The organism is Pseudoduganella sp. jia 9 (assembly GCF_055502615.1).
Genome location: NZ_JBUPWE010000007.1, coordinates 185,599 through 210,599, shown reverse-complemented (window position 1 = coordinate 210,599; position 25,001 = coordinate 185,599). Strand labels below are relative to the sequence as shown.

Annotated in this window: 21 protein-coding genes; 7 read left to right on the top strand and 14 right to left on the bottom strand. The window is 66.1% G+C overall.

Annotated elements, in window-relative coordinates; all coding sequences use genetic code 11:
• The first annotated feature begins 69 nt into the window (after positions 1-69).
• A complete protein-coding gene (gene mqo / locus ACY34H_RS10630) occupies positions 70-1,677 on the top strand; it encodes a malate dehydrogenase (quinone) (protein ID WP_464977461.1) in 1,608 nt (535 codons plus the stop codon).
• 102 nt (positions 1,678-1,779) lie between these two features.
• Here mqo and gloA2 read toward each other — a convergent pair whose 3' ends face one another.
• The 6 genes from gloA2 to ACY34H_RS10600 form a co-directional block, all read right to left on the bottom strand.
• Positions 1,780-2,163 (bottom strand): SMU1112c/YaeR family gloxylase I-like metalloprotein, encoded by a 384-nt coding sequence (gloA2, locus tag ACY34H_RS10625; protein ID WP_464977460.1) that lies wholly within the window; start codon positions 2,161-2,163, stop codon positions 1,780-1,782.
• A gap of 61 nt (positions 2,164-2,224) precedes the next feature.
• Positions 2,225-4,285 (bottom strand): S9 family peptidase, encoded by a 2,061-nt coding sequence (locus ACY34H_RS10620; protein WP_464977459.1) that lies wholly within the window; start codon positions 4,283-4,285, stop codon positions 2,225-2,227.
• A gap of 144 nt (positions 4,286-4,429) precedes the next feature.
• Positions 4,430-5,536 (bottom strand): catalase family protein, encoded by a 1,107-nt coding sequence (locus ACY34H_RS10615; protein ID WP_464977458.1) that lies wholly within the window; start codon positions 5,534-5,536, stop codon positions 4,430-4,432.
• Between the two features lie 206 nt (positions 5,537-5,742).
• Positions 5,743-7,026 carry a Glu/Leu/Phe/Val family dehydrogenase gene (locus ACY34H_RS10610; protein ID WP_464977457.1) on the bottom strand — a complete coding sequence of 428 codons (1,284 nt, stop codon included), beginning with the start codon at positions 7,024-7,026 and terminating at the stop codon, positions 5,743-5,745.
• 166 nt (positions 7,027-7,192) lie between these two features.
• Positions 7,193-8,164 (bottom strand): LysR family transcriptional regulator, encoded by a 972-nt coding sequence (locus tag ACY34H_RS10605; protein WP_464977456.1) that lies wholly within the window; start codon positions 8,162-8,164, stop codon positions 7,193-7,195.
• 70 nt (positions 8,165-8,234) lie between these two features.
• Complete coding sequence (locus tag ACY34H_RS10600) at positions 8,235-8,690, bottom strand: MarR family winged helix-turn-helix transcriptional regulator (protein WP_464977455.1); 456 nt, start codon at positions 8,688-8,690, stop codon at positions 8,235-8,237.
• A gap of 98 nt (positions 8,691-8,788) precedes the next feature.
• Between ACY34H_RS10600 and ACY34H_RS10595 the strand changes: the two genes are divergently transcribed.
• Positions 8,789-9,325, top strand: a complete 537-nt coding sequence (locus tag ACY34H_RS10595) for a YcbK family protein (RefSeq protein WP_464977454.1) — start codon at positions 8,789-8,791, stop codon at positions 9,323-9,325.
• 22 nt (positions 9,326-9,347) lie between these two features.
• On the opposite strand, the gene ACY34H_RS10590 is transcribed toward ACY34H_RS10595, so the two are convergent.
• The 5 genes from ACY34H_RS10590 to ACY34H_RS10570 form a co-directional block, all read right to left on the bottom strand.
• Complete coding sequence (locus ACY34H_RS10590) at positions 9,348-10,082, bottom strand: M23 family metallopeptidase (protein WP_464977453.1); 735 nt, start codon at positions 10,080-10,082, stop codon at positions 9,348-9,350.
• 28 nt (positions 10,083-10,110) lie between these two features.
• Positions 10,111-11,088 (bottom strand): L,D-transpeptidase family protein, encoded by a 978-nt coding sequence (locus tag ACY34H_RS10585; RefSeq protein WP_464977452.1) that lies wholly within the window; start codon positions 11,086-11,088, stop codon positions 10,111-10,113.
• 134 nt (positions 11,089-11,222) lie between these two features.
• Complete coding sequence (locus ACY34H_RS10580; RefSeq protein ID WP_464977451.1) at positions 11,223-12,740, bottom strand: DEAD/DEAH box helicase; 1,518 nt, start codon at positions 12,738-12,740, stop codon at positions 11,223-11,225.
• A gap of 437 nt (positions 12,741-13,177) precedes the next feature.
• Positions 13,178-13,969: an enoyl-ACP reductase FabI gene (fabI, locus tag ACY34H_RS10575; RefSeq protein WP_464977450.1), complete on the bottom strand. Its 792-nt coding sequence runs from the start codon at positions 13,967-13,969 to the stop codon at positions 13,178-13,180.
• A 269-nt stretch (positions 13,970-14,238) separates the two neighbouring features.
• Positions 14,239-15,585, bottom strand: a complete 1,347-nt coding sequence (locus ACY34H_RS10570; protein ID WP_464977449.1) for a transglycosylase SLT domain-containing protein — start codon at positions 15,583-15,585, stop codon at positions 14,239-14,241.
• Positions 15,586-15,845: 260 nt separating this feature from the next.
• Between ACY34H_RS10570 and ACY34H_RS10565 the strand changes: the two genes are divergently transcribed.
• Positions 15,846-16,421, top strand: a complete 576-nt coding sequence (locus ACY34H_RS10565) for a DUF1415 domain-containing protein (RefSeq protein ID WP_464977448.1) — start codon at positions 15,846-15,848, stop codon at positions 16,419-16,421.
• Positions 16,418-16,612 carry a DUF1289 domain-containing protein gene (locus tag ACY34H_RS10560; RefSeq protein WP_464977447.1) on the top strand — a complete coding sequence of 65 codons (195 nt, stop codon included), beginning with the start codon at positions 16,418-16,420 and terminating at the stop codon, positions 16,610-16,612. Before ACY34H_RS10565 ends, ACY34H_RS10560 begins: the two co-directional genes overlap by 4 nt.
• A gap of 64 nt (positions 16,613-16,676) precedes the next feature.
• Here ACY34H_RS10560 and ACY34H_RS10555 read toward each other — a convergent pair whose 3' ends face one another.
• On the bottom strand, positions 16,677-17,189 hold the full coding sequence (locus ACY34H_RS10555) for a DUF1993 domain-containing protein (protein ID WP_464977446.1): 513 nt from the start codon (positions 17,187-17,189) through the stop codon (positions 16,677-16,679).
• A 182-nt stretch (positions 17,190-17,371) separates the two neighbouring features.
• On the opposite strand from ACY34H_RS10555, the gene ACY34H_RS10550 reads away from it, so the two are divergent.
• The gene (locus ACY34H_RS10550) at positions 17,372-20,488 is read left to right on the top strand and encodes a bifunctional diguanylate cyclase/phosphodiesterase (protein WP_464977445.1); all 3,117 of its coding nucleotides are present in this window, start codon (positions 17,372-17,374) and stop codon (positions 20,486-20,488) included.
• A gap of 14 nt (positions 20,489-20,502) precedes the next feature.
• Entirely contained in the window at positions 20,503-22,776 is a 2,274-nt protein-coding gene (locus ACY34H_RS10545; protein WP_464977444.1) for a xanthine dehydrogenase family protein molybdopterin-binding subunit, read from the top strand.
• Between the two features lie 18 nt (positions 22,777-22,794).
• Here ACY34H_RS10545 and ACY34H_RS10540 read toward each other — a convergent pair whose 3' ends face one another.
• Positions 22,795-23,976, bottom strand: a complete 1,182-nt coding sequence (locus ACY34H_RS10540) for an MFS transporter (RefSeq protein ID WP_464977443.1) — start codon at positions 23,974-23,976, stop codon at positions 22,795-22,797.
• Between the two features lie 88 nt (positions 23,977-24,064).
• On the opposite strand from ACY34H_RS10540, the gene ACY34H_RS10535 reads away from it, so the two are divergent.
• A complete protein-coding gene (locus tag ACY34H_RS10535) occupies positions 24,065-24,532 on the top strand; it encodes a winged helix-turn-helix transcriptional regulator (RefSeq protein ID WP_464977442.1) in 468 nt (155 codons plus the stop codon).
• A gap of 1 nt (position 24,533) precedes the next feature.
• Here the strand turns inward: ACY34H_RS10535 and ACY34H_RS10530 are convergent, their stop codons facing one another.
• Complete coding sequence (locus ACY34H_RS10530) at positions 24,534-24,956, bottom strand: thioredoxin family protein (RefSeq protein ID WP_464977441.1); 423 nt, start codon at positions 24,954-24,956, stop codon at positions 24,534-24,536.
• Positions 24,957-25,001 lie beyond the last annotated feature (45 nt).

The window sequence follows — 25,001 nt, the reverse complement described above, 5'->3', positions numbered from 1 at the left end:
CCATTGGAGTTTTTGCAACCAGATGTCGGCACATGCAGCATCGCCACCATCGTTCAGGTAATACCAATCATGCGTAAGTCGCTTGTAGTCCTGTTGTCTTGCTTTATCCTTTCCTCCTGCACGAAATCGCCGCCTCCCTCGGCCGATCAACCGGTCGACGTGGTACTGGTCGGCGCGGGCGTCATGAGCGCCACCCTGGGCACCATGCTCCACGAGCTGCAGCCCGGCATGACCATGCAGATGTTCGAGCGGCTCGATTCGGTGTCGGCCGAGAGTTCCGACGCGATGAACAACGCCGGCACCGGCCACTCCGGTTTCGCCGAACTGAACTACACGCCGGAAACGCCGGATGGCGGCATCGATACGAAGAAGGCCGTCAACATCAACGAGCAGTTCGAAGTGTCCAAGCAGTTCTGGGCCTACCAGGTGCAGAAGGGCTACCTGGGCGATCCGCGCACCTTCATCAACAACGTGCCGCACATGTCGTTCGTGTGGGGCGATGAAAACATCGCCTTCCTGAAGAAGCGCTACGCCGCCCTGCAAAAGGAAAACCTGTTCAAGGGCATGGTCTACACCGAAGATCAGGAGCAGCTGCGCCAGTGGATTCCGCTGGTCATGAACGGCCGCGACAAGAACCAGAAAGTGGCGGCGACGCGGATGGAAATCGGCACCGACGTCAACTACGGCACGCTCACCCGCAGCATGGTGAAGCACCTGACGGAGAAGGGCGGCATGACGCTGTCGCTGCGCCACCAGGTCGAAGACATCAAGCGCGGCACGGACGGCAACTGGAACGTGACGGTCAGGAACCTGGCCGACGATTCGGTGAAGACGGTGCGCGCGAAGTTCGTCTTCATCGGCGCCGGCGGCGGCTCGCTGCCGCTGCTGGAAAAGAGCGGCATTCCCGAAGCAAAGGGCTTCGGCGGCGTGCCGGTCGGCGGCCAGTGGCTGGTCACGAACAATCCCGAACTGATCAAGCAGCACTACGCGAAGGTGTACGGCAAGGCATCCGTGGGTTCGCCGCCGATGTCGGTGCCGCACCTGGATACGCGCATCATCGACGGCAAGCAGGCGCTGTTGTTCGGCCCGTTCGCCACGTTCTCGACGAAGTTCCTGAAGAACGGTTCGTGGATCGACCTGCCGGCGTCCGTCGGCAGCGACAACGTCAGGCCGATGATGCAGGCCGGCTATGACAACATCCCGCTGACGAAGTACCTGGTCGAGCAGGTGATGCAATCGCCGGAAGACCGCCTGGCCACGCTGCGCGACTACCTGCCCGAAGCGAAACTGGAAGACTGGACGCTGGTCAACGCCGGCCAGCGCGTGCAGATCGTCAAGGACGATCCGGAGAAGGGCGGCCTGCTGCAGTTCGGTACCGAAGTGGTCAGTTCCGCGGACGGCACCATGAGCGCGCTGCTGGGCGCCTCGCCCGGCGCCTCGACCGCCGCGCCGATCATGCTGAAGGTGATCGAGAAGTCCTCGTTCAAGACCCGGCTGGCGACGCCGGAATGGCAGGCCAAGCTGAAGGAAATGGTGCCCTCGTATGGCCGCAAGCTCAATCCCGATGCGGCGTATGCGAACCAGATCCGCCAGCAAAGCAGTGCCGTGCTGGGCCTGAAGGCCGTCACGCTGGACGTGCCGGCCCCGGCCCCGGTGCAGCAGCAGGCAGCGAAATAATCCCTTCCCGGGCCTCGGCCCGGACATGCAAAAAAAACCCCTTCCGGGCCTGGCACGGAAGGGGTTTTTTACATGGCGGAGGGCTGTCGCATCGGGCAGTCCTCAGTCTTCGTACAGCTCCAGCGGCAGGCCATCGGGGTCGGCGAAGAACGTGAAGCGCTTGCCGGTGTATTCATCGATGCGGACCGGCTCGACGGCCACGCCCTGCCGTTCCAGATGCGCCTTGCATTCCTCGACATCGTCGACCGCGAAGGCCAGGTGGCGCAAGCCGCGCGCTTCCGGGTACGAAGGGCGTTCGGGCGCCTGGGGGAAGGAAAACAGTTCGACCTGGGAGCCGTCCGGCAGTCGCAGGTCCAGCTTGAAGGATTGCCGCGCCTCGCGGTAGTTCTCGGCAACGACGGACAAGCCCAGCACCCCCGTGTAGAAATGCCTGGAGCGCGCATAGTCGGAGCAGATGATGGCGGCGTGGTGGATTCTCTTGAGCATCGGCGTCCTTGTCGGCGTGGGTTGAACCGGCCGGACGGCGGCTGCCGTCCGGCCCGGGATGTCACTTCTTCAGGTGTTCATCGAGCCAGCCGATCACCGTGTGGTGCCACTGGATCGAATTGGCCGGCTTCAGCACCCAGTGGTTCTCGTCCGGGAACACCAGCAGTTTCGACTTGATGCCTTGCCGCTGCAGCGCGGTGAAGGTGCCGAGCGCCTGGGCGGTGGGGATGCGGAAGTCCAGGTCGCCCTGGATTACCAGCATCGGCGTCTTCCACTTCGCCACGTGGTGCACCGGATTGAACTTCTCGTAGCCTTCCGGGTTCGCGTACGGCGTGCCGCCGTTTTCCCATTCGGTGAACCACAGTTCTTCGGTCGAGTAACCCATGCCGCGCTGGTCGAACACGCCGTCGTGGTTGACGATGCACTTGAAGCCGTCGCTCCAGTTGCCCTCGATCCAGTTCATCATGTAGCCGCCATACGAAGCGCCCAGCGCGCAGGCGTTCGCCGTGTCGAGCCATGGATACTTCTGGCCGGCGGCGGCGAGGCCTTTCTTCAGGTCTTCGAGCGGCTTGCCGCCCCAGTCGCCGCTGATCGAATCCGTGAACGCCTGGCCGTAGCCGGTGGAGCCGTGGAAGTCGATGAACACGGTCGCATAGCCGGCGCCGGCATACACCTGCGGATTCCAGCGGTAGCTCCACGAGTTGCCGAAGCTGCCCTGCGGGCCGCCGTGCACCAGGAAGGCCACCGGGTATTTCCTGCCCGGTTCAGCGTTCCACGGCTTCATCACGTAGCCGTACACCGTCGCGCCATTGGCGCCGGCGAACGAGAACTGTTCATACTCGCCCATCTTCACGCCGGCCAGGCGCTCGCGGTTCGCCTGCGTCAGCTGGGTGGCTTTCGTGCCGGCCAGCTTGAACAGCTGGGCGCCATCGTGCAGGCTGTTCTGCGCCATGACGACGGTATCGCGCTTCGCATCGAATTCGGCGACATAACCCTTGTCCGTCAGCGCAGAGACCTTGCCGCTGGCGACGTCGAGCGAGAACAGGCGGTGGTTGCCGATGTCGTCGGCATTGGCCAGCAGCGCCTTGCCGTCCGGGCGCCAGCGGTAGTCGGCGATCGAGCGGTCCCAGCTCTCGGCCAGCACGCGCTTCCTGCCGGTGGCAACGTCCTGCAGGATCATGTGGAAGCGGTCGGCCTCGAAGCCGGGGCGCTTCATCGCCAGCCAGGCGAGGGTCTTGCCGTCCGGGGAGAACTGCGGCTTGGTATCCCAGGCGGGATTGTCGGCCGTCAGGTTGCGCGGTGCGGCGCCGCCGGCGGCCGGCACGTCATACAGGTCGAAGTTGGTCGACCAGGCTTCGCCCTTGCCCGCCACGCGCACCGAGAAAACGATGCGCTGGCCGTCCGGGCTGAACGTGTATTCGCCGCGGTCGCCGAACGGCTTGCTGGTGATGTCGCCGTCGAGCGTGCCGGACAGGCTGACCGCGCTGGCGGCAGGGGAGGAGCCCAGGGGCACCGAGTACAGCACGTTGCGCTTGCCGTCCGCCCACGTATCCCAGTGGCGCACGAACATCTGGTCGTACAGCTTGCCCGTGGCCTTGTTGGCGGCCTGCTCGTCGTTGCGCTTCTTCGTGCAGGCCAGGTCGGCGCAGTCGCGGAACACGGCCATCGTCACCGCCAGGCGGTCGCCCTTCGGCGAGACGTGGAAGCTGTCGACGTCGAGCGGCAGGTTGGTGACCCGGACGGCTTCGCCGCCGCCGGCCGGCAGGCGCCACACCTGCGCGGAGCCGGAGCGGCTGGACAGGAAGTAGACCGCGTCGCCGCCGGCCGACCATTCGGGGTCGAAGCTGCTGGCATCGTGCGACGTCAGCTGCTGCGGCACGGGCTTCGCGGCGCGCAGGTCGATCATCCACAGCTGGGTGGTGCCGCGGTTCTTTTCCAGGCTGGTGCTGCGCACGGTGTAGACGACGCGCGAGGCGTCGGGCGACAGCACGGGGCTGCCGACGCGCTCCATGCTTGCCAGGTCTTCGATGGTCAGGCCGCGTGGCGCCGCCATCGCAAGGGGGGCGGCCGATAGGGCAACCGCCGCGAGAGCGGCGCTGGTTGCCAGCAGGCGTAGGGTCATCCGGTTTCTCCGATCTTCAAAAGGGGAGGCCGGCGCGCGCCGGCCAAGGCGCGCATGATAGCAAATGGAAATTCGAATCGATGCAGATGCGCCCCTCTGCCGCGCAGGCAGCCGGTGTCCAGTGCATCGGCGGCGCCGGCTTCTTCAGTGCGCCGTGTGATCGAAGGGCAGCCCGTCCAGCGACACGGGTTCGACGATCGGCGCGCCGCGCCGCCGGGCGCGCAGTTTCGACGACATCTCATAGGCTGCCTTGCGCACGCGATTGATGGAACCCAGCGGCCGGTGCGCAGCCAGGCCGTGCCAGACCGAGAAGCTCATGCCGTCGTCGATTGCCTCGGAGAGCGCTTCGCTCCAGCCGATCTGCGGCGGCGCCACGATGCGTGCCACGGTCACGTACGGGCTCAGTGCTTCCGGCCATTCGGCCGACGCATCCTCGACCGGCATCTCTTCGATATTCGTGCAGAGCTGCACGCGCAGGTCCCACTCGCCGCCCTGCTGGGCAAAGTACTCGGCGACGACCTGGCGCAGCACGTCCGCGCCGGCCGAATAGTCGACCGGCGCATCCTTCAGGCGGGTCAGCCCCACCGCTGTCGGCACCAGCGCCCATTTCGCCATGTACGGGCCGAACAGGAACGGCACCTGGCTGTAATAGGTCTCGCCGAGGGGGTGCGTGGCCGGGTGGCCGCCCAAGCCCTTGAGTTGGGCGCTTTCCCCGCCGGCCTTTTCGACAGCCTTCTCCACCTGCCTGAGCGCGGCCGACAGCATCTTCTTCAGTGCCGGCGCCTTGTCGGTGGTCGCGGCGAGCATCGTCAGGCCGCCGAGAAAGGCCTTCGGGCCGGCGTTCAGGAAGGTAGTGCCGTTGACGAGCACGAAGTCCTGCGTGACATCGTTTTCACTGCCGGGCAGGCGCGGTCCCTGTGCGCCGATCACTTTCAGGGCCATGCCGCGCGGGGTGGAAACGCTGTCTTCCAGGACGTCGCCCGGCGTGGTCGACAGCCGCATTACCAGCGGATAACTGCCGGGTGCGGCGAACAGGCCCTGCGCCAGCACGGACGGCAGGTCCGGCAGCACGCGCAGCTCGGCGCGCAGCAGGCCGTGGCTCTTGGCATGGACGCTGCGCAGCGGCCGGCCGGTATCGGTGAAGGTCGTGTCCGCAATGGAATGCAGCACGTCGAGCAGGTCGGCCTGCGTGTCGGCCTCGCCATCCTCCGGCACTTCGTAGCGCGGGTCGTATTCGATCGGTGGGCGCATGGCTGTTCCTTGTTGTTGGTCTTGAACACTTGCCATTCTGGCGCGCCGCGGGGCGTCCTGTCTGTGAGGCAGCAAACAAATACTGGGGGTTGCCCGGCGGCCGCTACCGGCGCGCAAAGAAAAAGGCGCTGCCTCGCGGCAGCGCCTTCTGCTGTCTCCCCCGTTTCTCTCGCGGAATTGTCGGGACTCTTTGCTACATCAAACCATTACGGATACAGGCCGCGTACCTCGCGCGCCTGCAGCACGCGGGTGCAGGCCAGGATGAAGGTGGCCGTGCGCAGCGACACCTTCTTGTCCTGTGCGACGTCCCACACGGCGCTGAACGCGTCCTGCATGATGCGGGTCAGGCGGGCATTGATCTCGTCCTCGCTCCAGAAGAAGCTGGAGAAATCCTGCACCCATTCGAAATAGGAGACGGTCACGCCGCCGGCATTGGCCAGCACGTCCGGCACGATGAGGATGTCCTTGTCGTTGAGGATGTCGTCGGCTTCCGGGGTGGTCGGGCCGTTGGCGCCTTCCAGGATGATCTTCGTGCGGATGCGCGGTGCGTTCGCGGCGGTGATCTGCTGTTCGAGCGCGGCCGGGATCAGGATGTCGGAAGCCACGTCCCAGAACGCGTCGCGGTCCAGGAACGCATCGGCGCCGGGGAAGCCGTTCACGCCGCCGGTCTCGGCCACGTATCGATGCAGTTGCGCGGTGTCGAGGCCGCCTTCGTTGACGATCGTGCCGGTATGGTCCTGCACGGCGACGATCTTCGCGCCGGCCTCGGCAAACATCGTGGCGGCCACGCCGCCCACGTTGCCGAAGCCCTGTACGGCAATGCGCGCACCGGCGATCGCCACGCCGCGCTGGCGTGCCGCCTCGCGGCCGACCACGAACACGCCGCGGCCGGTGGCTTCGCGCCGGCCCAGCGAACCGCCCAGCGAGATCGGCTTGCCGGTCACCACGCCGGTCGACAGGTTACCTTCGATCATCGCGTAGGAATCCATCATCCACGCCATCACCTGCTCGTTGGTGTTCACGTCCGGCGCCGGGATGTCCTTGGTCGGGCCGATGATGAGGCTGATCTCGCTGGTGTAGCGGCGCGTCAGGCGCTGCAGTTCGCCCTTCGACAGCGTCTTCGGATCGACGCGGATACCGCCCTTGGCACCGCCGTAAGGCACGTTGACGGCGGCGTTCTTCACCGTCATCCATGCGGAAAGGGCCATCACTTCGGAGAGGGTCACGTCCTGGTGGAAGCGCACGCCGCCCTTGCCCGGACCGCGCGACATGTTGTGCTGCACGCGGTAGCCCTCGAAGTGGGCGATGGAGCCATCGTCGCGCTCGATCGGCACGTCGACGGTGAGGATGCGCTTCGGACGCTTCAGCGTTTCGACCCAGCGCGACAGCGCACCCAGGTGGGGCGTGACGCGGTCGATCTGCTGCAGGTACTGGCCCCATGGTCCGAGATCGTCGGCATTGAGGTAGGAAGGCAAGGCATGGCTGATCATGGTGATGACTCCTGATGTTGGGTCGGCGGCTCGTTACCGCCAGCGAGGCGAATCATAGGATGGCCGCCTCTTTCCCTGCCAATGCCGCTTGCGCATCCGGCTATGCAAAAAATGCATAACGCGGTTTTCTGCACATGGCGCCGTTCGATCGGCTGCGCGCCGGCCGCTAGCGCTCCGACGCGCGCACGCGCCGCTTCGCGGCAGGCGGCTGCATCTGCTCCTCGAGGAAGTCCCACAGCTCGGCAACCAGCGGCTTGCCCGGCCGCGCCGGCGAAGGGCGCTCGCGGTACAGCCGGATATCCATCTCGATTTCCCAGCTGCCGCCCGCATCGGCCGGCGCCAGCAGCTTCTGCTTCACTTCGCGGGTGACGGCCGATTCGGGAAGGAAGGCAATGCCGCGCCCTTCCAGCGCCATCATCTTGAGGCCTTCGGCCATGTCGGTTTCGTAGCGCTTGTCGAGGTGCAGCGCGGGCTTGGCGTCGGCCAGGATCAGGTCGACCATCCGTCCCAGGTAGGCATTCGTCGTGTACGACAGGAAGGGCAGCGGTGCCGCCTTGCGGCCGGGCAGGGTGAACATCGGCTGTCTCGCCTTGTCGCTGCGCGCATAGGCACGCAGCGCTTCGCGGCCCATCACCAGCATGTCGTAGCGGCTGGGATCGAGCTGCACCGGCTGGCGCGGATGGTGGTAGCACAGCAGCAGGTCGCAGCCGCCTTCCACCAGCTGCAGCACGGCGTCGTGGACATTCAATGCCATCAGGCGGCTGTGCAGCGGGCCAAGTTCGGGGCCGAAGTCTTCTTCCAGTTTCGTGATCCACTTCGGCACGAACGTCAGCGACAGCGTGTGCGGCACGGCGAGGTCGATCGTGGTCTGCGCGGCCACGCGCTTGTGCCGCAGCAGTTCGCGCACGCCGTTGATCTGGCCCAGCATCTCCAGCGCCTGCTCGTAGAACACGTGGCCGGCCGGCGTGAGCCGGGTGGGGAACGTGGTGCGGTCGATCAGGTCGGTGCCGAGCCAGTTTTCCAGCGACTGGATGCGGCGCGAGAACGCCGGCTGCGTCACGTGCCGCAGCTGCGCCGAACGGCTGAAGTTATTGGTCTCGACCAGCGAGATGAAGTCTTCCAGCCATTTGGTTTCCATCGTGCGTATCCAATCACATTGCGTGCATGCCTCGAAGCCGGCATTGTAGCGGCGCCACGACCGCGCGCGCTCAGGCGCCCGGCCCCAGGATGTTGCCGAGCACGGCCGTCAGCGCGTCCAGCTGGTCCTGCGGGGCGTGCCTGAGGAGTTCGGCGCAGGTTTCACGCGCGGTCAGCAGGGCATTGTCGAGCAGGTGATGGCCGGCCGGCGTGATCGCCGCGAAGCCGACGCGGGCATCGCGCTCGTCCGCCATGCGTGCCACCAGGCCGGTTTTCTCCATCGGCAGCAGGGTGCGGGTGACCCCCGATGCCGTCAGGCCCTGCCGCTCGGCCAGGTCGACGCGGCGCAGGCGCCCGCCCGGCGCTTTCGACAGGTGATGCAGCAGCATGAAGTCGCCGAAGGAAAGGCCGTGGTGCCCTCCCAGCACGGCATCGAGGCGGCGCACCACGGTGGCGTGCACGCGCGCGAGACGCAGGCAAAAGTCGAGGGCGACAGCGCCACGGTCATTATTGGAGTGGTTATCCATGATAGATCCTTGAAATATACTTGAGTACGCAAGTATATGGCAAAGAGTTGCGCCGCGCCATAGAAACAGCGATCAGGGAACAGGAGTATGATTCAGGGATGAATAATCGCAGATCATTTCTCCAGAAATCGGTAGCCGTCGCGTCCGCATTGAGCATGCCCGCGCTGGCCCGTGCCGCGGTAGCGGCTCCGCATGAACGCATCCTGCGCTTCCACAACACGCACACGGGCGAATCGCTCAAGAGCGTGTTCTGGGCCGAAGGGCAGTTCATTCCCGATGCGCTGCAGGACATCAACAAGCTGCTGCGCGATCACCGCAGCAACACGATTGCGACGATCGATCCGGCGCTGCTGCTGCTGGTCGAGAAGGTCTCCGCCCAGTTCGGCAGCAACAACGTGGTGCACATCATCTCCGGTTACCGCTCGCCGGAGACCAACCGCAAGCTGGCTGCCGCCAGCGGTGGCGTGGCCAGGCACAGCATGCACCTGGAAGGCAAGGCAATCGACTTGCGCATTCCGGGCAAGGACTTGCGGCAGGTGCACAAGGCGGCGCTGGCGCTGAAATCCGGCGGCGTCGGCTATTACCACAGTTCGCAGTTCGTGCACATGGACACGGGGCGCGTGCGGCACTGGTAGCAGTGCCGGCACGGGATTCAGGCTACCTGGCGGCCGTGAAATACGGATACGGGTTCACCGGCGTGCCTTCCCACCATTTCTTGTCCGCGCCCAGTTCGAAGATCGCGAAGTGCAGATGCGGAGCGTTCGGGTCGGAGTTGCCTGTCACGCCCACGTAGCCGATCATCTGGCCGCGGCGGATCGTGCTGCCTTCCTTGAGTTCCGGTGCATAGCTGTCCAGGTGGGCATAGTAATACGCGTACTTTTCCGAGGGATCGAACTGGTAGACCGTCAGGCCGCCCGGCTTGCTGGTGAACAGCTTCACGATCCTGCCATCCGCCACCGCGAGAACCGGCGTGCCTTTCGGTGCGAGGATGTCCAGCGCCTGGTGCTGCCGCTCCGTGCCGCGCGGCTGGTTGAACGTGTCAGTCAGTTCGCGCGCGCCGACGCCGGCGACGGGCAGCAGCAAGGGGCCGGTCGATGGCTTGACGTCGATGTCGAAACTGGTGGTTGCCGGATCGACCGGGGCAGGTGGCTGCACACCGGGCAGGTCCTTGGCCGCCAAAGGCACGCCGGCGGGGGGATTGCCCGGTGCCCCGGCGGCTGCCGCCGGCGCTGACACCGGCGCTGGTGCCGCGGCGGGCTGTACGGCCGGGGTGGGCGCCGGCGTCACTGCCGGGCCCGCGGGGACTGTCGGCGGCACGTCACGGCCCAGCCACAACACCGTTCCCACCACGCCGAGCACGGCGCCCAGCAGCAAGGTCAGCAGCCATTTCATGGTTCGCCTCCGTTGTATTTGTCTTTTGTTAATCCTGCAGGATCACTTCGAAGCCCGCCGAAACCACGTTCGCCACCTTGGCGGCGTCCCAGTTCGTCAGGCGGATGCAGCCGTGCGATTCCGTCTTGCCGATCTTGGAGGGCACCGGCGTGCCGTGGATGCCGTAATGATCCTTCGACAGGTCGATCCACACCACGCCCACCGGATTGTTCGGGCCCGGCTTGATCAGCGCCTTGCCTTCGCCGGGCTTGGCATCCCAGAACAGTTTCGGGTTGTAGCGGTAGTCGGGATTGCGGCCGACGCCATTGATCTTCCAGGTGCCGACAGGCAGCGGATCGTGTTCGCTGCCGGTACTGGCGGGGAACTGGGCGATGACCTTGCCGCTGTCGTCCAGCAATGACAGGGTGCGGTCCGAGTCGTCGACGACCAGCCTTGCCGCCGCCGGCAACGGGCCGGCCGCGCCGGTATTGGGTACGAGGATCTTTTCGCCCGGCTGCATGAAATTCTTGCCGGGGTTCATCTGCTTGAGCAGGTCGGGGCTGGCATGGAAGCGTTCGCCCAGTGCTTCCTCGATCGTTTCATAGTGCAGCGATGCCAGCTTTGCCTTGTCCGCCATCGATTCCGGTACCGGGCCGTAGGGTCCCTGGACGTCGGCATCGGTGATGGCATAGGTGCCAAGGAGGGGCTTGCCGTCTTCCAGCGCGTTCCAGGTTGCCTGGTCCATCGCGCCCGTGACCTGCAGGCCGCGTGCCTTCTGGAAGCCGGCGATCGCCTGGCGCATATTGCTGCCGACCTTGCCGTCAATCTCGCCGGGCGAGAAGTGGGCGCGGTCCAGCAGGATCTGTGCGCGCAGGTCGGGTGGGACCTGGTCCGGCGTGATGGGCAACTGGGCCGATGGCTGGGCGGGTTGCGTGGATTGCGCGGGCTGGGCCGGCTGGGTCGGCGCCGTGTTCTGGGCATGCGCCAGCGGCGCGGCGAGGAGCAGGGTGATGGCGAGCTTTTTCATGTCCCCAGTGTGCCGCGCGGCAGAGCCACGTTCTGTACGGCAGCGTACATGTGCGCTGCTGAGCAGTCGGACAGCGCAAAAAAAAACCGCCGGGCGAACCCGGCGGTTTTTATCCTAGTGCTTCGCGCTGGCGATCAGCGCTCGCCCCACGGACGGCGCGGTGCGTCGGAACGCGGTGCGCTGTCGCGGCGGAAGCCGCCGCCTTCCTTGCGTGCCGGCGCGCCTTCGCGGCGGAAGCCGCCTTCAGGACGCGGTGCACCGTCGGCGCGGAAGGGCGTGCCTTCGCTGCGGTAGTGGCTGCTGTCGCGGGCGAAACCGCCTTCACGCGGTGCGCCGCCTTCGCGCGGGTAGGCAGGCTTCGAGAAGCTGCGCTGGCCCGGCTTGCCGCCACGGCCTTCGCCCGGCTTCCAGCCCGGACGTGCGGCGGAACGCGGTGCCGCGGCCTTCTTCGGTTCGAAACCTTCCACCACGTTGACCGGGATCGACTGCTTCGTGAAGCGTTCGATACGGCGCACGTTCATGTTTTCCGAGTGGTTCACCAGGGAGATCGCCAGGCCGTTGCGGCCGGCGCGGCCGGTACGGCCGATACGGTGCACGTAGTCTTCGGCGAACTTCGGCAGGTCGTAGTTGAACACGTGAGTGATCGTCGGCACGTCGATGCCGCGCGCGGCGACGTCGGTGGCAACCAGCACCTTCACGGTACCGCGGCGCATGCTGTCCAGCGTGCGGTTACGGGCACCCTGGTGCATGTCGCCATGCAGTGCGGCGGCCGAGAAACCGGCGATGTTCAGGCGGTCGGCGATCGTGTCGGCATCGCGCTTGGTGGCCGTGAACACCACGGCCTGGTCCAGCGTTTCGTCGCGCAGCAGGTGGTCCAGCAGGCGGTTCTTGTGCGACAGGTCGTCGACGAAGTGCACGCGCTGCGTGATGTTCTCGTGGCGGTTGGCGGCCTGCTTGATCTCGATCGTCAGCGGATCCTTGGTGATGCGGCGGGCCATGTTGCCGACCGTGCCTTCCAGCGTGGCCGAGAACAGCATCGTCTGGCGCGTGGCCGGGGTGGCGGCGACGATCTTTTCGATGTCGTCGATGAAGCCCATGTCCAGCATGCGGTCGGCTTCGTCCAGTACCAGGATTTCCAGCTGGGAGAAGTCGATCTTGCCCGATTCCATGTGGTCGATCAGGCGGCCCGGCGTTGCCACGATGATTTCAGGATTGCGCGACAGCAGTTGCATCTGTTTCGGGTAAGGCATGCCGCCCAGGATCGCCACGGCTTTCAGGCGGCGCAGGTTGACGGCATATTTGTCGGTATTGGTGGTGACCTGCAAAGCCAGTTCGCGGGTCGGGGTCAGCACCAGCATCTTCGGCTGGGCTGCCTTGAAACGGGGACGCTCGCCGCGCGCCTGCGCAGCCTGCTTCTCCTGGTTCGGGGTGCGGCCGGTCGATTCCGCAGGGGCCATTTCGGCCAGGCGGTGCAGCGACGGCAGCATGAAGGCCGCGGTCTTGCCGGAGCCCGTTTGCGAGGAAACCAGCAGATCCTTCCCGGCCATTGCGGCGGGCAAAGCTTGTTCCTGGACCGGGGTTGGCGTGGTGTAGCCGGAATCCGTCAGGGCTTTCAGGATGGATGCGTGGAGACCTAGTGCTTCAAAACTCATGTATATCTTTCGTAAAATTGCGCGTTCCTGCACAAACGCAGAACGCAACATAGCTACGCCAACCGAACGAAATGACTCTATACAACATGAATAGAAATTTCGGCACAAAAGCTTTGCGCCGGGACGGTGTCATACTGCGGGGTTACGCAGCGACACGCTGAGGCGGGGGGCTTTTTATAAGCGCCATCCGGACAATGCACTGGCTGCATGTAACATGCGGCACGGGCAGGGAAACCGGGATGCGCGAAGGCTTGCGAAGCTGATTAAGGAGCTAAATAATTCTTGTGTTCTTCTTCTTTGTACGCCGTCTGTTGCAGCGCACAAAGAACATCATACCCGATTTCTTTCATTCCTGCACGGGTTTCTGAACCGTGCGGGCATGTCGGGCGGGATGCCGGCACCCGCGCTGCGGGGTGCCGTTCAGGGAAGCGATGGCGTTACTGGTAATCGGTGGCGTTCAGGCCCATCACGTGGGAGAAGCCGCCGTCCACGTAGATGATGTCGCCGGTGATGCCGGACGACAGGGGCGACAGCAGGAACGCCGCCGTATTGCCCACTTCCTCGATCGTCACATTGCGGCGCAGCGGGGCATGGTTGGCGGCAAAGCCCAGCAGTTTCGAGAAATCCTTGATGCCGGAGGCGGCCAGCGTCTTGATCGGGCCGGCGGAGATGCCGTTCGAACGGATGCCGTGCTGGCCCAGGTTTTCCGCCAGGTAGCGCACGGAAGCTTCCAGCGACGCCTTGGCCAGGCCCATCGTGTTGTAGTAAGGGATCGCGCGCATCGCGCCCAGGTAGGACAGCGTCAGCACCGACGAGCCTTCCTTCAGCATCGGCAGCGCGGCCTTCACCATGGCCGGGAAGCTGTACGCGGAGATGTCATGGGCAATCCGGAAGTTCTCGCGCGACAAGCCATCCAGGAACTCGCCGGCGATCGCCTCGCGCGGCGCGAAACCGATCGCGTGCACGAAGCCGTCGAGGCTGTCCCAGCTCTGGCCCAGGTCGCGGAACAGCGCTTCGATCTGCTCATCGCTGGCCACGTCGCAATCGAACACCAGCTTGCTGCCGAACTCGGCTGCGAAGTCGGTGATGCGGTCCTTGAAGCGTTCGCCCACGTAGGTGAAGGCCAGCTCGGCGCCTTCGCGGTGGCAGGCCTGCGCGATGCCGTAGGCGATCGAGCGGTTGGACAGCAAGCCGGTGATAAGGATTTTTTTGCCTTGCAAGAAAGCCATGATTACTCCAATTGCCTGTTGCGCGCATTCGGCGCAAGCATGGGTTGTTGTTCTAGTTGGTGACGGACCAATCGATGACGGGTACGCATTACCGCAGGATCGAGATTGTATGGCTTGGGGACGGCGGCTGCAAGCTTGGCGAAATGCTACCGGGCGGCCGCCCGGCCATGGCATGGCCCATGCCGTAAACGAGAAAGGCCGCGGGGCGATTGGCCGCGCAGCCTCGATGTACGACAGGTGGGTTCAGCGCAGCCGACCGTTCCGTCGGATTAGTTCCTGCGCTTCTTGCCGGCCTTTTCACGCGATACGCGCGCCTTGACCAGCTTGATCGGCGACTTCTTCTTGCCGCTGGATGCCTTCGCCTTGCGGTAGTTGCTGCGCTTGGCAACCGGTTCGTCGGCCACGTTGACGGTGGCGTTATCGGCGATCTCGACAGGAATATCGAAATGGGCACTGGTGGAGATCTTCGGCACCAGGATCGTCGAGCCGGCCGTCAGCACGCCGCGCGACGGCAGGTTGTTGGCCTTGCGGATCACGTCCGGCGTGGTGCGGAACTTCGAGGCCAGCGAGGCGATGCTTTCGCGCGCGCTGCTGACGCGGTGCGTGGTCCAGGTCGACAGGGCCTGGCCCCACTGCGCCAGGTTCAGGTGGAATTTCTCGGCGTTTTCCTTCGGCAGCAGGATCTGCGTCTGTTCGCCGCCCGTGATCACCGGGCGCTTGAATTGCGGGTTCAGTGCCTTGAACTCGTCCACCGACAGCTCGGCCAGCTGGGCGGCGATCGCCAGGTCGATGTCGCTGGTCTTGTCGACGGCGGTGAAATACGGCTCGTTGCGGATCAGCGGCAGCGACAGGCCGAAGCGGGCCGGGTTGGCCACGATGTTCTTCACGGCTTGCAGCTTGGGGACGTAATTGCGCGTTTCGGCCGGCATCAGGTGCGCCAGGCTGTCGAAATCGGTCGGCTTGCCAGCGGCGCGGTTCTTCGCGATCGCCTTCTGCACCGAACCTTCGCCCCAGTTGTACGCGGCCAGCGCCAGCTGCCAGTCGCCGAACATGTCGTACAGCTTTTGCAGGTAGGTCAGCGCGGCGTCGGTGGATGCCAGCACGGAGCGGCGGTCATCCTTGAAGGCATTCTGCTTCAGGTTGAAGTCGCGGCCGGTGCCGGGCATGAACTGCCACATGCCGCCGGCATTGGCGCTCGACACGGCCACCGGGTTGAATGCCGATTCGATGAACGGCAGCAGTGCCAGTTCGGTCGGCATGTTGCGCTTCTCCAGTTCCGTGACCACGTGGAACAGGTACAGCGAAGCGCGCGCGGACGTGCGGGCCATGTGATCCGGACGCTCGGCGTACCAGTTGGCATGCTTCGCCACCAGGGAATTGTTCAGGTCGGGAATCGAAAAGCCGGTGCGGATGCGGTTCCAGACATCCGTTTCGCGGAACGGATCTTCGGAAGGGGCTTTGACAGTCTGGGGAAGGAGGGCGAGGTTCGGTGCAGGAGCCTTGGCGGCGGCGGACAAGGGCATCAGCGGGAGCGTGTCGGCAGTCTCGACTGCCTGGCTGACTGCCGGTGCCGCGGCGAAAATCGCCGCCAGCAGGGAAATGTACTTAATTCGCATAGCGTTCCATTGTGTTGTCGTCAGGTTAACCGGGGCAAGCCCAGGGGCGGGACGGACTACCAATTTAAAGGCCGAGTTTAAGGAGGTTGTCTATGCGCCGTCAAGCAATATGTCGGCTCGGTTACAAAAAACTTGAGCTAGGGCATCTGCAAAAATCACTGCAAGATCCGCGTGGATCGAAGCAGAATGACAGGAAATGGCGTAAACGTCATCCGATGCGTACAATGGCGGACCAGCATGTCCAGATCAGGAAGTTAATCATGAGTAATAGTATCAGCAGTGGTGCGGTGGATCACGCGGGCGCCATCGCCGCGACCGAGGAATGGCTGGAAAAGGCCGTGATCGGCCTGAACCTGTGCCCGTTCGCCAAGGCTGTCCACGTCAGGAAGCAGATTCGCTACGTCGTCTCCGATGCCGCCACGCCCGAGGCATTGCTGGAAACCCTGATGGACGAATTGCAGGCCTTGTCCGACACGCCCGCCGAGGAAGTCGACACCACGCTCATCATCCATCCCCATGTATTGAATGACTTCGAGGATTACAACGAGTTCCTCGACGTGGCCGATGCGGCGCTCGAGGACATGGGCCTGACCGGCGAACTGCAGGTGGCAAGCTTCCACCCGGACTATCAGTTCGCCGACACCGACCGGAACGACATCGGCAACTATACCAACCGTTCGCCATACCCCACGCTGCACCTGCTGCGCGAGGACAGTGTCGAGCGGGCCGTCGAGGCCTTCCCCGAAGCGGAAGCCATCTTCGAGAAAAACATCGAGACGATGGAAAACCTGGGGCACGAGGGCTGGGACAAGCTGTTCCCGCGCAAGCCGCAATGACGGACGAGAAACTTCCCGAGCGTCCGGACACGCCCTGCGTCGCCGTCTGCTCGACCACGTTCGACGATGTCTGCCGCGGCTGCGGCCGCACCTATATCGAAGTGGCGCACTGGGTCTCGATGTCGGCCGAGGAAAAGGAAAAAGTCTGGCAGCGCATCCTGGCGCAGGGCTACCCGCGCCGGAGCGGCTGAAAACTGGGGACGTACCCCTGTTGTCGGGAAAGATTTCCCCGAAACAGGGGTACGTCCCCGGTTTTTATTGCGGGATCGTGCCGATGAAATCCTTCTTGCCGATCTCGACGCCGTTGTGCCGCAGGATGTCGTAGGCGGTGGTGGCGTGGAAGAAGAAGTGCGGCAGGGCGTAGTGCAGCAGGTAGGCCTGGCCGGTGAAGTGCCGCGTCTTCTCGCCGCTGCCGGTGGTGATCGGGCGGTCGGCGCTGTGTTCGATTTCCTGGCGCGGCAGGCTGTCCAGGAAGGCCAGCGTTTTCTTGATGCGCAGTTTCAGCTCGGCGAAGCTCTTTTCCGAGTCTTCGTAGGACGGCACATCCTGCCCGGCCAGCCGGGCCCCGGCGCCCTTGGCGAAATCGGCAGCGATCTGGATCTGGCGCGTGAACGGCAGCATGTCCGGGAACAGGCGGTATTGCAGCAGGGCGTTCGGATCGATCCGCGCGGCCTCGACGTGCCGGTCGGCCTTGTCGAGGATCTCGAGCAGGCTGTTCAGGATTTGTTGGAATACGGGTACCGAGGCGGAATACATCGAAAAGTTCATGGCGGCTCCTGTCAAAGAGTGGGCATCATAGCAAGTTCGGCGCCATGGCGATGCCTGGCGTTGTCGGTATGCTTCGTTACATAAAGGCATTCGTGACTTGCGTATCGCTTTGCAGCATAATTGCACCACGATAATTTTGTGCCATGCAAGATGCTCCTGAAATCCAAGCCGGCCTTACCTGCATGACCACGCCGCCAACCAGCGGCCTGCGTGCCCGGCTGGGCGCGCTGTATGGCCAGTCGATCTATGCTTCCCTGCTGCTCGTCGTCCTCGGCGGGCTGATCGTGCCAGCCATCGTCGGCAGCTACCTGATGGTGGGGGTGCGCGAACAGCAATCCACCCGCACGGCACTGAACGAGGCACTGCAGCGCAATGCCGACATCCTGGCGCTCGGCTTGCAGGAATCGCTGTGGAACATGAACGCCGAATCGGCGCAGTCGCTGGTGCAGTCGGTCATGCGCGACCGCTCGGTGGTGCAGGTGCAGGTCACCGGCCAGGCCGAGGCCCAGTTCATCCACGAAAAGGCGCCGGCGCGGCCGCTGGGCAACGTGGTCCGCGCCGAGCGCGACGTGACGGTGCGGGGCGAGCGGATCGGCCAGGTCATGGTGGAGATGGACGACGCGCGCAGCCGCCAGGAACTGAACGACAAGCGCCGCTCCTACATCTTCGTGCTGGCCGCGCAGCTGACCGTGTCGCTGCTGCTGATCATCCTGCTCCTGAACAGGCGCGTGATCGTGCCGCTGCGCCGCCTGATGCGCGTTTCCGACCGGCTGGCGCAGGGCGACTTCGACACGCCGCTGGAGATCCGCGGCAACGACGAACTGGGCCGCCTTGGCGCGCGCCTCGAGCAGACCCGCGAGGCGCTGCGCCGGCTGTTCGAGGACGTGCGCCAGCGCGAGGAACGCTTCCGCACGATCGTCACGCAGGTGCCCGGCGCCGTGTTCCGCTACCGGCCGGACGGGCCGATCGAATTCGTCAGCGATGCCATCGAGGCCATCTCCGGCTATACCGCCGCCCAGCTGATGCGTGGTACCACGCACTCCTGGGTCAACCTGATCACGCCCGAAGACCGCCGTGCGCAACGCCGCGCCGTCAAGCGCGCGGTCGAGGAGGGGCGCGCATATGAAACCGAGTACCGCATCGTCGATGCCAGCGGCACCGAGCGCTGGGTGCTGGAGACCGGCCAGCCGCAGGTGCCGCCGGGCGGCGGCGAACCATGGGTCGACGGCATCCTGTCCGATATCAGCGAACGCAAGGACAACGAGATGCGCATCGAAGCGCTGCTGGCCGAGCAGGGCGCGATCCTCGACAACGTGATGTTCGGCGTGATGTTCGTGCGCCACCGTACCATCATGTCGGTCAACCGCCGCTGCGAGGAACTGTTCGGTTACGAAGGGGGCGAGATGGTCGGCAAGTCGACTTCCATCGTATTCCCGACGTCGTTTGATTTCGAGGTGGCCGGCGTGCGCCAGTATCCCGCGCTGGGCCAGGGCGAGTACTTCAGTGAGGAGCGCAGTTACCGCCGGCGCGACGGCTCGCTGTTCTGGTGCATGGTCAGCGGCTGCGCGATCGACCAGAACCGTCCGAACGACGGCAGCATCTGGGTCTACGCCGACATCACGCCGCGCAAGGAGGCCGAAGACAAGCTGCGTCTGTCGGCCACCGTGCTCGAACATATTGCCGACGGCGTGCTGGTGGTCGACCGCGATGGCCGCATCGTGGCCGTCAATCCGGCATTCACGCAGATCACCGGCTTCTCCGAAGCCGAGGCGCTGGGCCGCGACATGGGCCTGACCCGTTCGGAGCGCCACGACGCGGCGTTCCACCAGCAACTGTGGGCGGAGCTGGTCGACACCGGCGGCTGGCAGGGCGAGCTGTGGGCGCTGCGCAAGAGCGGCGAACAGTTCCTGCAGGCGCTGACGCTCACGGCGGTGCGCGATTCGCAGGGCGTCACCACTCATTACGCCGGCGTGTTCAGCGACATTACCCTGGTCAAGGAAAACGAGAAGAAGCTCGACCACCTGGCGCACCACGATTCGCTGACCGGATTGCCGAACCGGCTGCTGTTCAACGACCGGCTGCAGCACGCGCTCGACCGCGCGCAACGCTCGCAGGAGCAGCTGGCGCTGCTGTTCATCGACCTGGACCGGTTCAAGAACGTCAACGACACGCTGGGCCACCATATCGGCGACGAGCTGCTGAAACAGGTGGCGGAGGCGCTGTCGGTCAGGCTGCGCGAAGGCGACACGCTGGCACGGCTGGGCGGCGACGAATTCGTGGTGCTGCTGGAAGGAATCGGCGGCGAATATTCCGCCAACCTGGTATGCGAAAAGCTGGTGGCGATGTTCGACCAGCCCTTCATCGTGGCCGGTCACGAGCTGTTCGTGACGTGCAGTATCGGCGTCAGCCTGTATCCGCACGACGGCGCCGACCTGAACATGCTGATCCGGAACGCCGACGTGGCGATGTACCAGGCCAAGGCGCGCGGCCGCAACGGCTATCAGTTCTATGCGCTGTCGATGACGGGTGAAGGCGTGGAGCGCCTGCGGCTGGAAACCTGGCTGCGCCGCTCGCTCGAGAAGGGCGAGATGTTCCTGAACTACCAGCCGCAGGTGGAAATCGACACCGGCCGGCTGATCGGCGTGGAAGCGCTGGTGCGCTGGAACCACCCGGAACTGGGCCTGGTCTCGCCGGCCCGCTTCATCCCGCTGGCCGAGGACTCGGGCTACATCAGCCAGCTGGGCGAGTGGGTGCTGGCCCAGGCGTGCCGGCAGATGGTGCGCTGGCAGGAAGCCGGCCTGGTGGTGCCGAAGATCGCCGTCAACCTGTCGGTGCGCCAGTTCGAGCGGGGCACGATCGTGCACACCGTCGGCAGCATCCTGCGCGAAACGGGGCTGGAGCCGCACCGGCTGCAGCTGGAAGTGACGGAATCGCTGATCATGAACACGGGGGCCGCGCTGCAGTACATCAATGGCCTGCATGAACTGGGGGTCAGCCTGGCGATCGACGATTTCGGCACCGGCTACTCGTCGCTGGCCTACCTGAAGCAGATGCCGGTGCAGACGCTGAAGATCGACCGCTCGTTCATCAAGGATATCCACGCGGATGCCAACGACGCGGCCATTGCGATCGCCATCATCCAGCTCGGCAAGAGCATGAACCTGGCGGTGATCGCCGAAGGCGTGGAGACGGACGAGCAGGCCGCCTTCCTGCTGCGCCACGGCTGCAACCAGGCGCAGGGCTATTTCTACAGCCGCCCCGTGATGCCGGACGACCTGCTGCGCCGCTGGCGGCCGTAGGCGGGGCGGGTCGCATGACGCGCCGCCGCTTCCTGCTGGCCGGTGCCGCGGCGGCCGGCACGCTCGTCGTCGGCTGGGGCGCGCTGCCGCCGCGCCAGCGGCTGCACGCGGCGCAGCCGCTGGTGTTCGACGGCGGCGCGGTGGCGCTGAACGGCTGGGTCGCGCTGGCGGCGGACAACACCGCGACCGTCATCGTGCCGCGTGCCGAGATGGGCCAGGGCGTGCATACCGCGCTGCCGATGCTGGTGGCGGAAGAGCTGGACATGCCGCTGGCCCGGGTGCGCATCGCCACCGCGCCGCCGGACAAGATCTACGCCAATATCGCGGCCATTCGCGATGCGCTGCCATTCCATCCCGACGATACCGGCAACACGCAGGCATTCGCGCGCTGGACGCTGGCCAAGGTGGCGCGCGAACTGGGCATCAGCCTCACGGGCGGCTCGACCTCGGTCAAGGATGCATGGCTGCCGATGCGCGAGGCGGGCGCCGCCGCGCGCGGCATGCTGGTCGCGGCGGCCGCGCGGGCCTGGGGCGTGGCGCCGGACGGCATCCGCACCGCCGACGGCGAACTGTTCCACGATGCCAGCGGGCGCCGCGCCACGTATGGCAGTTTCGCCGCGGCCGCGGCGAGCGAACACCCGGGCGACGTGACGCTGAAGGAAACGCACGCGTTCCGGCTGATCGGGCGCCCGGTGCCGCGGCGCGAGGCACGCGCCAAGGTCGACGGCACTGCCCGCTTCGGCATCGATGCGCGGCCGGAGGGCATGGTGTACGCCGCATTGCGGATGGCGCCGGCGCTTGGCGCCACGATTGCCGGCATCAATCCGGCCGACGTGCTGCGCCTGCCGGGCGTGCTGAGCGTGATCGACATCAGCAACGCGTTCAACCGGGGGCTGGGCGGGCCGGCGGGCGCCCCGGCCGGCGTGGCAGTTGTCGCGCGAACGTTCTGGCAGGCGAAGACGGCCGCCGAGGCGCTGGCGATCCGCTGGGATGCCGGGCCGCACGCGATGCTGTCGAGCGAGCGGATCGTTGACGAATTGCGCGGCGAACTGCATGCCGCGCCCGATGGCGCGGAGCCCCATGTGTATTTCAGCCGGGGCGATGTGGCGGAGGCGCAGGCCCAGGGCCGCGTGATCGGCGCCGAATACAGCGTGCCGTTCCTGGCGCACGCGGCGATGGAACCCGTCAACTGCACGGCGCAGGTGGCCGGGGGCAAGGTGCGGCTGTGGCTGTCGACGCAGGCGCCGTCGATCGCGATCGACATTGCCGCGGCCGTCGCCGGGGTGGAACGCGGGCAGGTCGAGCTGCACGAACACCTGCTGGGCGGCGGCTTCGGCCGCCGGCTCGAGGGCGACATGGTGGCGCAGGCGGTCGCCATTGCCCGCGAATGCCGGGGCCTGCCGGTGCAGATGATCTGGACGCGCGAGCAGGATATCCGCCACGACGTCTACCGGCCGGCGGCGCTGGCGCGCCTGGCCGCGACGCTCGACGCCTCGGGCACGATCAAGAGCTGGGATTTCATCGGCGCGGGCGGTGCGCTGACGGGCCAGTACACGCGGCGCAATCTCGGTTTGCCGGGAGCGGGGCCGGACAAGACCACCGTCGAAGGCGCCTACGACATGCAGTACGCGATCCCGCACCAGCGCATCGCCCACGTCGCCGTGGACAGCGCGGTCCCGCTGGGCAACTGGCGCTCGGTGGGACATTCCTTCAACGCGTTCTTCAAGGAGAGCTTCATCGACGAGGTGGCGCACGCTGCCGGCAAGGACCCGGTGGCGTTCCGCCGTGCCTTGCTGCTCGGGCATCCGCGTCATACTGCGGTGCTCGATGCGGCGGTGCGCGCCGCCGGCACGCCGCCCGCCGGCCGGGCGCACGGCGTGGCGCTGCACCAGAGCTTCGGCACGATCGTGGCGCAGGTTGCCGAGGTCTCGGTGCGGGACGGTGCGATCCGCGTGCACCGTGTGGTGTGCGCGATCGATTGCGGGCTGGCCGTCAACCCGGGCCATATCGCCCAGCAGATGGAGTCGGCGGTGGCGTTCGGCCTGTCGGCAGCGCTGGAGGGCGCGATCACGGTCGAAGGCGGCGCCGTGCAGCAGTCGAATTTCGGCGATTATCCGGTGCTGCGGATGGGCCAGGTGCCGCACGTGGACACGGTGATCGTGCTGTCCGGCGCGCCGCCGGAAGGCGTGGGCGAGCCCGGCGTGCCGCCGGTGGCGCCCGCAGTGGCCAATGCCGTGTTCAGGCTGACCGGCCAGCGGCTGCGCAGCCTGCCGCTGCGGCTGACCTGAGGGAGGTGGCGGGGCGCCTCAGCCGGCTGCGCGGCACGTGGCAGGCTGGCGTGCGCAGACGTGCCAGTACAGCAGCGCCGCGATGCTGACGCCGGCGCCGAGCAGGCACACCAGCGGCCAGCCGCCGGCGGCATGGGCGGCCGTGGCAGCCAGTGCGCCGGCACCGCTGCCGGCGGCATAGAACAGCATGTAGCAGCCGACCATCCGGCCGGGCGCCGCGCCGCCGCGCAGGATCAGGCTCTGGTTGGTCACGTGCAGCGCCTGTACCGCCAGGTCGAGTGCAACGATGCCCGCGGCAAGTGCCAGCAGCGACGCCGGGGTAAAGGCCAGCGGCAGCCAGGCAAGGCACAGCAGCACGAGCGCCGCGCCGGTGAGCCGCTCGCCATGGCCGCGATCGGCCAGGCGGCCGGCGCGCATGGCGCCCAGCGCGCCGACCAGCCCGACCAGGCCGAACGCGCCGATCGCCGTGTGCGGCAAGGCATGGGGCGGCGCAGCCAGCTCCAGCGCGAGCGCGCTCCAGAAGATGTTGAACACCGCGAACATCAGCAGCGCGATGATGCCGCGCTCGCGCAACGTCCGGTCGCTGCGCAGCAGCGCCGCCATCGATCCGACCAGCTGCCGGTACGGCAGCGGCCGCGCCGGCGCCGGCAAGGCGGGCAATGCGTGCCACAGCAGGCCGGCGATCGCGACCGTCGACACGGCCGATATCGCATAGACGGCGCGCCAGCCGGCCAGGTCGGCGATCGCCCCGGCCGCCGCGCGGGCGCCCAGCAAGCCGAGTACCACGCCACCCTGCACGGCGCCGACGACGCGGCCCCGCTCGCCCTCGTCCGCGCTGGCCGCCACGCTGGCGATCAAGCCCTGCGTCATCGCGGTGCCCAGCAGGCCTGCCAGCAGCATCGCACCCAGCAGCGGCGCGGTGCGTTCGGCCGCCCAGATGCCGGCCAGCGCAAGTGCCAGGGCGGCAAGTTGCGCGAGCAGCAGGCGGCGCCGGTCGAACCGGTCGCCCAGCGGTACCAGGAACAGCAGGGCGAGCACGCTGCCTACCTGCGTGGCCGTGACGATGCCGCCGGCCGCCGCGTGCTCCAGCGCCAGGTCGGCCGCGATCAGGTCGAGCAGCGGCTGCGCGTAGTACACATTGGCGACGCACAGTGCGGCCGAGCCCGCTAGCAGAGCGAGGCGGGTGGTCGAGAAATGCATGGCTTCTCCAAACTGGTTGCAAATAAAAACTAGTTGAAGCGTACTGCTTGTAGTTTTAAAATGCAACTACTTATGCGGGAGGCAGGCAATGGCAGTCAGGAAGAGCAAGCGGGACGAACCTTGCCCGGTGGCGCGGGGCGTGGACCTGGTCGGCGAGCGCTGGGCGCTGCTGATCGTGCGGGATGCGTTCGATGGCGTGCGGCGGTTCGGCGATTTCCAGCGCAGCCTCGGCGTGGCGCGCAATATCCTGGCCGACCGGCTGCGCCTTCTGGTGGAGGACGGAATTCTCGCCTGCCAGCCCGCGTCGGACGGCTCGGCCTACCAGGAATATGTGCTGACCGCGAAAGGGCAGGATCTGTTTCCGCTGATCGTCGCGTTGCGCCGCTGGGGGGAGCTGCACCTGTTCGCGCCCGGCGAAGCGCACTCGGTGCTGGTGCGGCGGGATAACGGGGAAACGCTGGGCGCGCGGGAGCTGGCGCTGCGCACCGCCGACGGGCGGGAACTGTCGGCGGCCGAGCTGCAGGTACGCAAAGTGCCCGGGTACGCGCCGCGATGATTCAGGCGGTGCCCATCAGCTGCCGCAAATTGCATTGCCGTTGCCACTGGCGGCGTTCGGCGGTGCTGCCGGCCTGGCGGTCGAGCTCCTCGTCGCCGGTGGCGGCGATCGTGTCGATCAGCCGGCTGGCCACTTTCGGGTCGGGCAGCATCGTGCCGAAGAACGCCACGGTTTCATGCCGCTGGATCAGCAGCGTGGGGAAGTTTTCCACGTCGAGGTCGCCCACCAGGTCGGCATGGTCCTCGATATCGACCCACAGGAAATATTTTTCCGGATGGCGCGCGGCGAGTTCCTCGAAGGCGGTGCGGTAGCTGGAACAGGTGCCGCACCATGCGGCGCACAGGCACGCCACGACCAGGCGGTCCTGCGCCAGCGCGGCGGCCACTTCGGCGCGGTTGTCGGCGAGTAGGGTTGTGCTGTGCATGGGCAGCATTGTACAGCGTCGCCCGCGTCGCTGCCGTGTCCGCGA

Excerpts from the sequence above, each read along its gene's own strand:
- gloA2 (WP_464977460.1), bottom strand. The coding sequence starts at position 2,163 with ATGCTCAAGAGAATCCACCACGCCGCCATCATCTGCTCCGACTATGCG.
- ACY34H_RS10580 (WP_464977451.1), bottom strand. The coding sequence starts at position 12,740 with ATGAGTTTTGAAGCACTAGGTCTCCACGCATCCATCCTGAAAGCCCTG.
- ACY34H_RS10615 (WP_464977458.1), bottom strand. The coding sequence starts at position 5,536 with ATGCGCCCACCGATCGAATACGACCCGCGCTACGAAGTGCCGGAGGAT.
- ACY34H_RS10545 (WP_464977444.1), top strand. The coding sequence starts at position 20,503 with ATGACGCGCCGCCGCTTCCTGCTGGCCGGTGCCGCGGCGGCCGGCACG.
- ACY34H_RS10610 (WP_464977457.1), bottom strand. The coding sequence starts at position 7,026 with ATGATCAGCCATGCCTTGCCTTCCTACCTCAATGCCGACGATCTCGGA.
- ACY34H_RS10585 (WP_464977452.1), bottom strand. The coding sequence starts at position 11,088 with ATGAAAAAGCTCGCCATCACCCTGCTCCTCGCCGCGCCGCTGGCGCAT.
- ACY34H_RS10555 (WP_464977446.1), bottom strand. The coding sequence starts at position 17,189 with ATGAACTTTTCGATGTATTCCGCCTCGGTACCCGTATTCCAACAAATC.
- ACY34H_RS10540 (WP_464977443.1), bottom strand. The coding sequence starts at position 23,976 with ATGCATTTCTCGACCACCCGCCTCGCTCTGCTAGCGGGCTCGGCCGCA.
- ACY34H_RS10530 (WP_464977441.1), bottom strand. The coding sequence starts at position 24,956 with ATGCACAGCACAACCCTACTCGCCGACAACCGCGCCGAAGTGGCCGCC.
- mqo (WP_464977461.1), top strand. The coding sequence starts at position 70 with ATGCGTAAGTCGCTTGTAGTCCTGTTGTCTTGCTTTATCCTTTCCTCC.
- fabI (WP_464977450.1), bottom strand. The coding sequence starts at position 13,969 with ATGGCTTTCTTGCAAGGCAAAAAAATCCTTATCACCGGCTTGCTGTCC.
- ACY34H_RS10590 (WP_464977453.1), bottom strand. The coding sequence starts at position 10,082 with ATGAAATGGCTGCTGACCTTGCTGCTGGGCGCCGTGCTCGGCGTGGTG.
- ACY34H_RS10560 (WP_464977447.1), top strand. The coding sequence starts at position 16,418 with ATGACGGACGAGAAACTTCCCGAGCGTCCGGACACGCCCTGCGTCGCC.
- ACY34H_RS10620 (WP_464977459.1), bottom strand. The coding sequence starts at position 4,285 with ATGACCCTACGCCTGCTGGCAACCAGCGCCGCTCTCGCGGCGGTTGCC.
- ACY34H_RS10565 (WP_464977448.1), top strand. The coding sequence starts at position 15,846 with ATGAGTAATAGTATCAGCAGTGGTGCGGTGGATCACGCGGGCGCCATC.
- ACY34H_RS10535 (WP_464977442.1), top strand. The coding sequence starts at position 24,065 with ATGGCAGTCAGGAAGAGCAAGCGGGACGAACCTTGCCCGGTGGCGCGG.
- ACY34H_RS10600 (WP_464977455.1), bottom strand. The coding sequence starts at position 8,690 with ATGGATAACCACTCCAATAATGACCGTGGCGCTGTCGCCCTCGACTTT.
- ACY34H_RS10550 (WP_464977445.1), top strand. The coding sequence starts at position 17,372 with ATGACCACGCCGCCAACCAGCGGCCTGCGTGCCCGGCTGGGCGCGCTG.
- ACY34H_RS10605 (WP_464977456.1), bottom strand. The coding sequence starts at position 8,164 with ATGGAAACCAAATGGCTGGAAGACTTCATCTCGCTGGTCGAGACCAAT.
- ACY34H_RS10570 (WP_464977449.1), bottom strand. The coding sequence starts at position 15,585 with ATGCGAATTAAGTACATTTCCCTGCTGGCGGCGATTTTCGCCGCGGCA.
- ACY34H_RS10595 (WP_464977454.1), top strand. The coding sequence starts at position 8,789 with ATGAATAATCGCAGATCATTTCTCCAGAAATCGGTAGCCGTCGCGTCC.